Below are 11,954 nucleotides of genomic sequence, written 5' to 3' on the forward strand. Positions count from 1 at the left end.
CCCCTCCAGAGCCAGCGAACAGCCCCACAGTGCCGCCAGGGTCAGCGCCAGCATCAGGCCCTCGGCCATCGGCCGCATGGCCGTGGTGCCGCATGGCAGCACGTAGTAGAGGCCCTGGCCGGTCAGCGCCAGCGGCACGGGCACCCGGCGGCTGCGCAGCAGGAGGTAAACGAGGACACCGCCGGCGACCGTGACGACGACACCCGCCGCCCACATCCCCCACGTCACACCGAACACCGTGAGGAACGGGATCAGGAACACCGGATAGCCCGGCCGCACCTCGAAGATCCGCATGAAGCGCGCCGAGGTGAACGGCAGGGTGTGCCCGCCGGTCTGCCCGGCGCGCAGCCGGGCGTCCACCTCACGCCACAGCCCGGCCCGGCACTCCTTGGCCACCCGCGCCGCCGGACTCGGCTCGCGGAAGCGCAGGACGTCCACGCTCTGCCCGCGGCGCGCGCGGGCCGCCTCGCCGGCGCACACGTAGTCGATGGTGACGGCCGCCGTCTCCCGCTTGCCCTCCCCGCGCAGACTCAGCGCGTACGACAGGTAGTTCTTGGTGTCGGGGGTGTCCCGGCCGGTGACGGTGGAGAGCTGGAACAGCGCGAACAGCGCGGCCAGGACCAGGACCCACGTGCGGGGCCGCCAGGAACGCCACCCGGGCGCGCGCCCCCTCATGACGGCGCCAGCAGGTCGCGGCCCGAGGCCTGCGCGGGCAGCTGGGCGACCGCCCCGGTCGGCGCGGGCACCGCCGGCTCCGGCGCCCAGTCCTCCTCGCCGAGGATCAGGGTCCGTACCACCCGCTCGGCCGCCCAGCCGTCGTCGAACTCGCAGAACCGCGCCCGGAAGCCGGTCCGCAGCCGCGCCGACTCGGTGTCCCGCCAGCTCCCGGACGCGAACAGCCACGCCAGCTCCCGGTAGGACCGCGACACATGGCCCGGCGGATCGGCGGTGATGTCGAAGTACGCGCCCCGGCTCGCCGTGTACGCCTCCCAGTCGTCGGCGTGCACCACGATCGGCCGGTCCAGGTTGGCGTAGTCGAACATCAGGGACGAGTAGTCGGTGACCAGTACGTCGGCGGCGAGCATCACCTCCTCCACGTGCGGCTCGTCCGTCGCGTCGACCAGTACCCCGCGCCGGTGCAGCTCGGCCAGGCCCATCCCGCGCGCCGGCCCGGCCGCCAGCGACGGGTGCAGCCGCACGACGAGGGTGTGGCCCTCGCCGAGGTCCGCGGCGAACCGGGCCAGGTCGAAGCGCTCGACGTGCCCGCCGCGCCGGTACTCGCGGCGCGTGGGCGCGTACAGCACCACCGTGTGCTCCGGCGGGATGCCCCACCGGGCGCGTACGGCGGCGCCCGCGCCGGGCCGGGCACCCACGAGCACGTCGTTGCGCGGGCTGCCGGTGCGCACGGAGGTGAACCGGCACGGGTAGGCCCGCTCCCACACCAGCTCGGAGTGGCGGTTGGCGACCAGGCTGTAGTCCCAGCGGTCCGCGCGGCGCAGCATCTGCGGCACGTCGACGCCGTGCCGGGCGCCGGGCTTGCCCAGCAGGTCGGCCGCCATGTACTTCAGCGGGGTGCCCAGGTGGGTGTGGATGTGGACGCTGCCGGGCCGTTTGGGCAGAGCAGCGGGCCAGTTGACGTTGTTGACGAGGAACCCGGCGCGCGCGGCGAGCTGCCGATGGCGCAGGGTGCCGGGCAGGACGTACTCCGCGTCCTGCGGCAGCAGCGCGGCCTGCTCCCGGCCCCCGACCACCCACACCCCGCGCAGGTGCGGCGCGATCTGGAGCGCCTTGCGGTGGATCGCCGCCGGGTCGCCGAGCATCCCCCGGTGCGAGAACGCCGAGTACAGGACGAGGTCGGGGTCCAGCGGGCGGCAGGTGTGCAGTGCGGCCCAGCCGCCCTTGACCCGCCCGGCCGCCACCCGGCGGACCCGCAGCGCGCGGCGCCCGAGTTCCCGGCGGGCCCGCCCGGACTGGCGCCTGACCTGGTAGGCGGCGTAGCCGCCCTCCAGTACCCGGACCGCACCGGACGTGTCGGCGCCGGGCGGCCGGTGCGCGCGGAACATCTCGGCGGTACGGCGGAAGAACTCGGCCTTGTCCGGGGGCGGCAGCCGGTCGGGCTTGGCGAGGATGTCCAGGCAGTGCTCGCCCATCTTCCGGTGCAGGTACGGCCGCCAGCCCGCCAGTTCGGGACGGGAGCCGACAAACGCGAAGACCCGCTCGTACTGGTCGTGGATGTCGAAGTGCTTGCGGCTGGTGGTGGACAGGATGTTGCCCTGCCGGCGCTGGCGGTAGAGCAGGCAGATCCGGTCGAGCGTGGCGATCCGGTCCGCGCTGAGCAGCACCGGGAACGTCCAGGGCGTGTCCTCGTAGTAGCCGGGCGGGAAGGCGAAACCGTGCTCCTGGACGAAGTCGCGCCGGTAGACCTTGTTCCACACCACCATCAACAGGTCGAGGATCTTCGGACGTTCGGCGGCCGTGAAGGTGCCGTCGCCGGCCTCGCTCAACACCCGGGCCAGCACGTTGCGCCGGGTTCCGCCCCACCAGTACGTGCGCGCGTAGTCGAAGACCAGCACGTCCGGGTCGCCCGTCTCGGCCAGCCGGTCGGCCATGGCGCGCAGCGCGCCCGGGGTGAGGGTGTCGTCGCTGTCGAGGAAGAACAGGAAGTCGCCGGTGGCGAGCGGCATTCCGGCGTTGCGGGCGCGGCCGAGCCCGACGTTCTCCGGCAGGTGCAGCACGCGCACGCGTGGGTCGCGGCCGGCGTACTCGTCGAGGATCGCGCCGCAGCCGTCCGGGGAGCGGTCGTCGACGGCGATCACCTCGAAGTCCCGGAAGGACTGCGCCAGTACCGAGTCCAGGCACTCGCGCAGGAAGCCCTGCACCTTGAAGCAGGGGACGATGACGCTGAAGCGGGGCAAGGCTTTCGTCAGCTCCTCACGAGGATGGCGGCGGGGGCCGGGATGCGCTCGGCGAGCGGGATCACGGGCGGGAGCTGCTCGGGCGGCTCGCCGAGGAACACCCGGCGTACGACCCGCTCGGCGGCCCGCCCGTCGTCGAACTGGCAGAACCGCTCACGGAACCGGGCCCGCAGCCGTGCCGCCCCGGGGCCCGCGTACGAGCCGTCGCGGAACAGGCGTGCCAGCTCCTCGGGGGTGCGCGCGACCGGGCCGGGCGGCGCCTGCATGAGGTCGAAGCAGACGCCCCGCGTCTCCCGGTAGACCTCCCAGTCGTCGGCGTAGATCACGATCGGGCGGTCCAGGTTGGCGTAGTCGAACATGATCGACGAGTAGTCGGTGATCAGCGCGTCGGCGGCCAGGCACACGTCCTCCGAGGAGCGGTGCGCGGTGACGTCGATGATCCGGCCGCCGCCGTTCCGCCCGCCCCGGTCGTAGAAGTAGTGGGCGCGCAGCAGGACGACGACGTCCTCGCCGGCCGCCGCGCAGAAGGCCTCCAGGTCCAGGCCCGGCTCGAAGCCGGTGTGGTGGTCGCGGTGGGTGGGCGCGTACAGGACGGCCGTGCTGCCCTCCGGGACGCCCAGCCGGCGGCGGACGCGGGCCACGTCCTCGGCGCGGGCCGTGCAGTACACGTCGTTGCGCGGATAGCCGTACTCCAGGGGCTCGTACGCGCCCGGGAAGGCGCGCTCCCACATCTCGGTGGAGTGGCGGTTGGAGGAGAGGTTGTAGTCCCAGCGGTCCACACGGCGCAGCAGCTTGGCGAAGCTGCCGGACCGGGCCGCGACCACCGGGTACGTCGACTGGTCGCAGCCCATCGTCTTCAGCGGGGTGCCGTGCTGGGTCTGCAGGTGCACGCTGCCGGGGCGTTTGACGACGGCGTCGGCGAAGTTGGCGTTGTTCACCAGGTACGTGGCGCGGGCCAGCACCTTCCAATAGCGGCGGCTGCCGATCAGCGCGTGGTCGACGCCCTCGGGAAGGGTGTGCTCCTGGCCCGGCTCCACCAGGAACACCGCGCGCAGGTGCGGGGCGAGTTCACGGGCCTTGGCGTGCAGGGCGGCCGGGCTGCACGCGTAACCGCGGCCCCAGTAGGCGCAGTACACGACGAGGTTCGGATCGAGCGGGCGGTGCAGGTGCCAGCGGTAGGCCAGACGTGTGAGCCGGCCGCCCGCGCGGGGAAGCCGGCCGCCCGGCACCCGCAGCCGGTCCGCGGCGCACAGCGCGCGGAACGCCGTGTACGCCCCCGCCGCCAGCAGCCGGTGCCGCGCACCGCACCGGCCGCCCGGCACCCGGAACCCGGCCGGGCGGTGGCAGCGGTACAGACGGCGCGCCCGGCGGAAGAAGGCCCGGCGCCGGCGCGCGGGCAGCCGCCCGGGATGCGCGGCCGAGGCGAGCACCGCGTCGAAGAGCTGCTCGAACAGCGGCGCGAACCGCTGTGCCGGCAGGCCCTCCTCGGCGGCCCGGACGAGCACCCGCTCGGTCTGGTCGAGGAGGTCGAGCTGGTGCTCGCCCGCGAGCTCGAGCCGGCTGCCCTGCCGGCGCAGCAGATGCCGTACGACGACCCGGCGCAGCACCGCGATCCGCTCGGCGGCGACGGTGACCAGGCCGCCCCAGCCGACGTCGGTGCGGTGCCCGTCGGGGAAGGCCAGGCCGTGGCCGGTCACGAAGGAGCGGCGGTAGGCCGCGCTCCACGCGGGCAGCGGGACGCCGGTCAGCCGCGGGGCCTCGTCGGGGGAGAAGGCGGGCGCCGGGGCCGTGACCGGGGGTGGCCCGGCCGTGGTGACGGGCTTGCCCTCCCACCACGGCGTCCGCTCGTGCTCGAAGTACAGCACGTCGACGTCGCCGGTCTCCCCGAGACGGTCGGCCAGCGCGGTCAGCGCGCCCGGCACCAGGACGTCGTCGCCGTCGAGGAACAGCAGGTACGCGCCGCTCGCCGCCCGCATCCCGGCGTTGCGCGCCGCGCCGAGGCCCGCGGACGGCGGCGAGTGCACCGGGGAGACCCGCGAGTCCCGCCGGGTGTACCCGGCGGCGACGTCGGCGGCCGGGGCGTCGGGGCCGTCGCAGACCGGGATCAGCTCGAAGTCGCCGAACGACTGGGCGAGGACCGAGTCCAGCGCCTGGGACAGCCGGCCCGCGACCCCATGAGAGGGAACGATGATACTGAAGCGGGGCATTCTGCTCTTTTCGTCGTTGTCCGGGTTCTGTGCCACATGTCGGAGTGCATACGGACTCCCGAAAGAGCAAACGGCGTTCAAAGCGTCCGGGTGACGGCCTGTCGGCCGGCGGGTTGCGGCGCGGTGGCGGACAAGGGACCGGCGGGTGCCGCGCCGCGAAGAAGTCGGGTCGTCAACTTCGCGTATTACGCAGGGCCTTGAGGCTCGCTTGGTCGTCCAGCGGCACCGAACAGGAGCTGACGTAGAGTCACGACGTGGTCACGATCGCCCGCTTGACAGTGCGGGCGCTCTTGCCGATGCCGTGGCCCTGGGCGTACACCAGAGCGCACGGGACAGCGCTCGGACGTTCGACGAGGAACGGAGAACGGGGCAGTCATGCGCAGCACGAGCAGCACCATCCGGACACACCACACAGCCAGGACGGCCAGGACCGTGGCGGCCGTCGCCGCGGGAGCACTGGCGCTCTCCCTCACCGCGTGCGGCGGCGGAAGCGGCGACAAGAAGAGCGGCGGCGACCGGAGCAGCGACGGCGGGGGCACGGAAACCGCCGCCACCGTCACCCTTCCCCGGCTGAACGGTGCGACAGTGGAGGTCGCCGCCGTCTGGACCGGCGGCGAGCAGGCGAACTTCAAGAAGGTCCTCGCGGAGTTCGAGAAGCGCACGGGCGCCAAGGTCACCTTCGTGCCCGCCCAGGACCCGATCATCAACTTCCTCGGTTCGAAGATCGCGGGCGGCCAGCCGCCGGACGTGGCGCTGCTTCCGCAGCCGGGCGCCATCAAGCAGGCCGTGGACAAGAAGTGGGCCAAGCCGCTGGGCCCCGAGGCCCAGGAGCAGCTCGCCAAGAACTACTCGCAGGGCTGGCAGGACATCGGCAAGGTCGACGGCAAGCAGTACGGCGCCTACTACAAGGCCGCCAACAAGTCGCTGATCTGGTACAACGCCAAGGTCTTCGAGAACGCGGGAGCGAGCGAACCCAAGACCTGGAAGGACCTGCTGAGCACCGCGCAGAAGGTCTACGACTCCGGTGTCACCCCGTTCTCGGTCGGCGGCGCCGACGGCTGGACCCTCACCGACTGGTTCGAGAACGTCTACCTCTCCCAGGCGGGCCCGGAGAAGTACGACCAGCTCGCCCAGCACAAGATCAAATGGACGGACCCGTCCGTCAAGGACGCGCTCACCACGCTCGCCCAGATCTGGTCCAAGAAGGACTACCTCGCAGGCGGCCCGAGCGGCGCGCTGCAGACCGAGTTCCCGGCCTCCGTCACCCAGACCTTCACCGGCGGCGACCAGCCGAAGGCCGGCATGGTCTACGAGGGCGACTTCGTGCAGGTCAACATCGGTGAGACCAAGGCCAAGGTGGGCACGGACGCGAAGGTGTTCCCGTTCCCGGCCGTGGGCGGCACCGCGCCGGTGGTGTCCGGCGGTGACGCGGCGGTGATCCTGAAGGACTCCGAGGCGGCGCAGGCACTGGTCACCTTCCTGGCCTCGCCGGACGCGGCGACGATCCAGGCGAAGCTCGGCGGCTACCTCTCCCCGAACAAGAACGTGCCGAACTCGGCGTATCCGAACGAGGTGCAGCGCACGATCGCCCAGGCCCTGATCGACTCGGGCGACGACTTCCGCTTCGACATGTCCGACCAGGCCCCGCAGGCCTTCGGCGGCACGCCCGGCAAGGGCGAGTGGAAGGCCCTGCAGGACTTCCTGAAGAACCCGGGCGACGTCGCGGGCACCCAGGCGAAGCTGGAGAAGGACGCGGCGGCGGCGTACGGCAGCGGGAGCTGATCCGGCCATGACGTCGGCCACGGCGGCGGGAGCCTCACCGGCCCCCGCCGCGCCCCGCAGCCGCAAGAGCGTGACCGGCACCCGCAAGACCGTGGCGGCCCTCTTCCTGCTGCCCGCACTGGTGCTGCTCGGCGCGCTCGTGGTCTACCCCATCGGGTACTCGGTCGTCCGCAGCTTCTACAGCTCCTCGGGCGACGAATTCGCCGGATTCGACAACTACCGTGCCCTGTTCACCGACGACGGCATCCGCACCGCGCTGAAGAACAACGTCATCTGGGTGGTGTTCGCGCCCACGGTCGCCACCGCGCTCGGTCTGGTCTTCGCCGTGCTGACCGAACGGGTGCGCTGGGGAACGGCGTTCAAGCTGGTCGTCTTCATGCCGATGGCGATCTCCATGCTGGCGGCCGGGATCATCTTCCGGCTGGTGTACGACCAGGACCCGGACAAGGGCGTCGCCAACGCGGTGTGGGTCGGGGTGCACGACACCTTCGCCCAGTCCTCGGCGTTCCCGAAGGCGCACCCGGGCCGGAACTCGCCGCTCGCACCGGACCGGGGCGGTTTCATCACCTCGGCCACCGTCCGGGCCGGCCAGTCGGTGAGCCTCCCGCTCGTCGGCGTCGCCCCGGACCAGATGCCGAAGAGCGCGAAGAAGGCCGTGCGGGCGGAACCGGAGCCGGGGAAGATCACCGGCACGACCTGGCAGGACTTCACCCGCGGCAAGGGCGTCGGGAGGCTCGGCGAGGTCGACCCGTCCGAGCTCGGCTACGCCGGGATGCGCGTCGAGGCGGTCAAGGACGGCAGGGTGGTGGCGTCGGCCAAGGCCGCCGACGACGGCACGTTCACCCTGCCCGCGCAGGCCGACGGCGCCCGGCTGCGGCTTCCCGCGGCCAATTTCAAGGCGCCGTACAACGGCGTGGACTGGCTCGGCCCGTCGCTGGTCACCCCGGCCGTCATCGGGTCGTACGTGTGGATGTGGGCCGGGTTCGCGATGGTGCTGATCGCGGCCGGACTCGCGGGCGTGCCCCGGGAGCTGCTGGAGGCCGCACGGGTCGACGGCGCCAACGAGTGGCAGGTGTTCCGGAAGGTCACGGTGCCGCTGCTGGCCCCGGTGCTCGCGGTCGTCGCGGTCACGCTGATGATCAACGTGCTGAAGATCTTCGACCTGGTCTACATCATCGCCCCGGGCTCCTCCCAGGACGACGCCAACGTGCTCGCCCTGGAGCTGTACCGCAAGGGCTTCTCCGAGGGCCGGCCGGGCATCGCCAGCGCCATCGCGGTGTTCCTGCTGCTGCTGGTCGTCCCGGTGATGCTGTTCAACATGCGCAGGCTCAGGCGGGAGGTGCGGCGATGACGGCGCGTCCGGCTGCCTGCTGGGGGCCCGGGGGTCGCCCCCCGGATGAATGCGACAACATGCGCAGGCTCAGGCGGGAGGTGCGGCGATGACGGCACAAGTCCGGAGCCTGGCCGGGGCGGCGCCCGCCCCCGAGGCCGTGAAGGCACGGCAGTCCCTGGGCGGGCGGCTGGTGGAGGCCGTCAGCGGCGGCGTCATGAGGGCCTTCCTGATCGTGGTGGGCCTGTTCTGGCTGGTCCCGACGATCGGTCTGCTGCTGTCGTCGCTGCGCGCGCCGCAGGACATGAGCGCGAGCGGCTGGTGGACCGTGTTCAGCAAGCCCTCGCAGTTGACCTTCGGCAGCTACCAGAGGCTGCTGGAGAACGGTGACATCACCAACTCCCTGCTGAACACTGTACTGATCACGGTCCCGGCGACGGTCCTGGTGGTCGTGGTCGGCTCGCTGGCGGGCTACGCGTTCGCGTGGATGGAGTTCCCCGGGCGCGACTGGTGGTTCCTGGCCGTGGTGGGTCTGCTGGTCGTACCCGTGCAGGTCGCCCTCATCCCGATCGCCGAACTGTTCGGAAAAGTCGGCCTGTTCGGCACGATCTCCGGGGTGGTCCTGTTCCACACGGGCTTCGGCCTGCCCTTCGCGGTGTTCCTGCTGCGGAACTTCTTCGCGGAGATCCCCCGTGAACTGCTGGAGGCGGCCCGTCTGGACGGCGCCGGTGAACTGCGGCTGTTCACCCGCGTGGTGATGCCGCTCGGCGGGCCCGCGATCGCGAGCCTGGCCATCTTCCAGTTCCTGTGGGTGTGGAACGACATGCTGGTCGCGCTGGTGTTCACCAAGTCCGGTACGCAGCCGATCACGGTCGCCCTGCAGACGCAGGTACGTCAGTTCGGCAACAACATCGACGTACTGGCGCCCGGCGCGTTCATCTCCATGGTGATCCCGCTGGCCGTGTTCTTCGCCTTCCAGCGGCAGTTCGTGTCCGGTGTGATGGCGGGCGCGGTCAAGTAACCGCGGCGCCGCGACAGGGGGCGGGCCGGCGCCGGTTCGCCCTCTCGGCCGTTCACAGCAATGAAGGAACCTCCACCGCGGACACCTCCCGTGCCGCCCGCTCCAACGCGCTGGCCAGCAGGGCCAGGTCCGTCGGCCCGTTGCCCAGCTCCCGCACCGAGCGCCGGGTCGGCGGGTCGCCCATGCGCTGCCAGTCCAGGGGGACCACCGTCGGGCGCTGGGTCGCCGTCCGGGGGATACGGCCCGTGACCCGACCGCCCTGGAACGCCGTCACCCGGCCGTCCGCACAGGTCAGCCGTCCGCGTCCGGGTGCCGGTTCGTCGGGCCCCGGGGCCGGTGCGTCCAGTGCGACCCGGAGCGCGGCCCGGCGCGCCGGTTCGGTCTGTGCCGTACGGCCGCCGGGCGTGGTGGCCGCGACCAGGTGGACGCCGAGCCGCTCGCCCTCCCGCGCCACCGCCTCCAGCGCGCGTATGACGGAACCGGCCGAGGGCCGTCCGGGCGAACCGAGCGCGGGCGAGACCAGGGCGTCCAGGTCGTCGACGACCACCACCAGCCGGGGCAGCGGCGGACCGGTCTCCGCCTGCCGGCGGGCCGCGTCGGGCCGCAGCCGCAGGGTGGAGCTGGGCGGGGTGTCGAGATCGGCCGCGCCCGCGAGGGCCGGCCCCGCGCCGGTCCGCCCCGGAGCGGATGCGCCGCGGGCCGTCGCCGTGCGCTGGGCGACGATACGGCCGGACACCGCGCGCCGGGTGTGCCACTCGGCGAAGTCGGACCGCCCCAGCAGCTCGGCCCGGCGCTTCAGCTCCGCGCTCAGCGACTGCGCGAACTCCCGCATGCGGACCGGGTCGTTGGCGGCGAGGTGGGTGGTCACGTGCGGCACGTCCGTACAGACCCGCAGGCCGTCGCCGTGGCCGTCGCCCGCGCCGGTGCCGTCCCGGCCGTCCACCAGCACGATGCCCAGGCGGTCGGGGCGCTCGGCGGCGGCGAGCGAGGCGACGACGGAGCGCAGCAGCTCCGTACGGCCGCTGCCCGCCGGCCCCTCGACCAGCAGATGCGGTCCGTCGGCCACGAGGTCGGCGCAGACCGGCCCGCGCGGACCGGCGCCGAGTATCGCCCAGGCCCGCCCGCCGAGGGCCCTGGTGTCGTCGGCCGCGTCCGCCCAGCGCGCCTGCAGCGACGCCGGGGTGGCCCGGGCCAGCCCCAGCTCGTCCAGCAGCCGCGCCGACAGCGGCAGCGGCGCCGACACCCGGGCGGGACGGTCCTTGGCGGACCCGTCCGTCCGCAGGGGGGCCAGGGCCCGTGCGAACCGCTCGGCCCACGCGGAGGACACGGCGTCGACGACGGCGACGGTGCCGGGGGCCACGGGGGCGGGAAGCGAGGTCTTCGCCGCCGGGCGGCGCGTGGCCGCGCCGGCGTCCGGTGCGCCGGCCGCCGGGTGCGCCGCGACGCGCATCAGCCGCAGGGCCGTCGCCACGTCGCCGCTGAGCAGGGCGACGGCTCCGCACTCCCGGAACACCGGCGACACCGCGCACGCCGTCTCGTAGGTGTCCGTCACCGGGGACGCGGGCGAGGCGGGCGGCGCCTCGGCGAGACACACGACGTGTATCCCGGCCCGGGGCCCCTCCTGCGCCAGGCGGGCCACCGCCTCGCGCACCGCGGCGCCGCCCGGCTCGCCGTCCACGACCACCACGGTGTACGGCCCCGCGAAACCTTTCCCGCCGGCCGGGTCGTCGTCCCGTGCCCAGGAGGGCCTGCGGGCGTCCGCGCGCGCGCCGGTCGCATGCGGGCCGTCGGCGGGAGCGGCGCCCGGGTGGTCCTCCAGGCGCCGCAGGAGTTCGTCGGTGCGGGCGGCGGCCTGTTCGGGGTCGTAGGCGAGGAGGAGGCGGCAGTCCTGTCCGTGGCCCGGGCGGACGTGGGGGAGCCAGCCGAGCCAGGACCACTCGGCGGTGCGCTCCTCCACGGGGCGGGCGCGGTCGGCGCTGAGCAGGACGATCTCGAGCGTGTCGGGGGAGTGCGCCGCGGCGAGCTGGGCCAGCACCGCGCGCGCGAGCCCGGACAGACGGGCGCGCGGTCCGGCCAATCCCAGCGCTCGCACCTCGCGCAGGTCGGCGGTCACCGGGACCGCGGGCAGCAGCCCCGAGCCGTCGGGGGCCGGCCGGTCGGCCGTGCCCAGCCGCACCGTGAGCGCCTCGGGGTGCCCCGGCCCGCGCTCCCACAGCCGCGGTCCCGGACCCAGGGCCGTCAGCAGCAGCGCCGCCGGGTCCGGCCAGGCTTCCGGCCGCTGCGGTACGGCGTAGGGAGCGGGCGGGTCCTGCGCGGGCGCGCCGGTGGTGCCGTCGTACGGATCGTGCCGGTCCGCCGCCTGCTCGGCGCGGCCGCCGGCCAGCCGCCGCGCCCAGGCGCCGAGCCCGCCGCGCCTGCGCAGGACCTGCGGTACGTCCGTGCCCCGCGGGGGCGTTTCCCTGCGGCCGCTCGTGCCGTCCGTGGTGCCGTCCACGGTGCCGTCCACGATGCCGTCCGTGGTGAGGGCTCCGGCGTGTCCGGCCGCCCCGGACCGTCCCGTGCGGGTCCCGTCACCGTGGGTCCCGTCACCGTGGATCCCGTCACCGTGGGTCCCGTCGCCGGGGGCGGGCGCCGTGCCGCGCGGGTCGCTGCCGCTCCCGGTCCGCGGTGCGTGGGCCTGTGCGGGGACCGCCGGGGGC

The 11,954-nt window shown here is 73.7% G+C and carries 6 protein-coding genes and 1 pseudogene; 3 read left to right on the forward strand and 4 right to left on the reverse strand.

What is annotated here, in order from left to right:
• From C1I97_RS20175 to C1I97_RS20185, 3 genes and pseudogenes are all read right to left on the reverse strand, one after another.
• A pseudogene (locus C1I97_RS20175) lies at nt 1-675 on the reverse strand (hypothetical protein); the annotation flags it as partial.
• Entirely contained in the window at nt 672-2,915 is a 2,244-nt protein-coding gene (locus C1I97_RS20180) for a bifunctional glycosyltransferase/CDP-glycerol:glycerophosphate glycerophosphotransferase (RefSeq protein ID WP_111004624.1), read from the reverse strand. The gene C1I97_RS20180 and the pseudogene C1I97_RS20175, both read right to left, overlap by 4 nt.
• Nucleotides 2,916-2,923: 8 nt before the next feature.
• Nucleotides 2,924-5,122: a bifunctional glycosyltransferase/CDP-glycerol:glycerophosphate glycerophosphotransferase gene (locus C1I97_RS20185; RefSeq protein ID WP_111004625.1), complete on the reverse strand. Its 2,199-nt coding sequence runs from the start codon at nt 5,120-5,122 to the stop codon at nt 2,924-2,926.
• A 375-nt stretch (nt 5,123-5,497) separates the two neighbouring features.
• Here C1I97_RS20185 and C1I97_RS20190 point away from each other — a divergent pair, with 375 nt between their 5' ends.
• The 3 genes from C1I97_RS20190 to C1I97_RS20200 all read left to right on the forward strand — a co-directional run bounded on the left by C1I97_RS20190 (nt 5,498) and on the right by C1I97_RS20200 (nt 9,255).
• A complete protein-coding gene (locus tag C1I97_RS20190; RefSeq protein ID WP_111004626.1) occupies nt 5,498-6,904 on the forward strand; it encodes an ABC transporter substrate-binding protein in 1,407 nt (468 codons plus the stop codon).
• Between the two features lie 7 nt (nt 6,905-6,911).
• Nucleotides 6,912-8,255, forward strand: a complete 1,344-nt coding sequence (locus tag C1I97_RS20195; protein WP_181446812.1) for a carbohydrate ABC transporter permease — start codon at nt 6,912-6,914, stop codon at nt 8,253-8,255.
• An 88-nt stretch (nt 8,256-8,343) separates the two neighbouring features.
• A complete protein-coding gene (locus tag C1I97_RS20200) occupies nt 8,344-9,255 on the forward strand; it encodes a carbohydrate ABC transporter permease (protein WP_111004627.1) in 912 nt (303 codons plus the stop codon).
• A gap of 52 nt (nt 9,256-9,307) precedes the next feature.
• Here the strand turns inward: C1I97_RS20200 and C1I97_RS20205 are convergent.
• Nucleotides 9,308-11,954, reverse strand: a 2,647-nt coding sequence (locus C1I97_RS20205) for an FtsK/SpoIIIE domain-containing protein (RefSeq protein WP_258382658.1), incomplete at its 5' end; no start/stop codon positions are given.

Source organism: Streptomyces sp. NTH33 (genome assembly GCF_003236365.1).
Taxonomy (GTDB): domain Bacteria; phylum Actinomycetota; class Actinomycetes; order Streptomycetales; family Streptomycetaceae; genus Streptomyces.

Excerpts from the sequence above, each read along its gene's own strand:
- C1I97_RS20195 (WP_181446812.1), top strand. The coding sequence starts at position 6,912 with ATGACGTCGGCCACGGCGGCGGGAGCCTCACCGGCCCCCGCCGCGCCC.
- C1I97_RS20185 (WP_111004625.1), bottom strand. The coding sequence starts at position 5,122 with ATGCCCCGCTTCAGTATCATCGTTCCCTCTCATGGGGTCGCGGGCCGG.
- C1I97_RS20190 (WP_111004626.1), top strand. The coding sequence starts at position 5,498 with ATGCGCAGCACGAGCAGCACCATCCGGACACACCACACAGCCAGGACG.
- C1I97_RS20200 (WP_111004627.1), top strand. The coding sequence starts at position 8,344 with ATGACGGCACAAGTCCGGAGCCTGGCCGGGGCGGCGCCCGCCCCCGAG.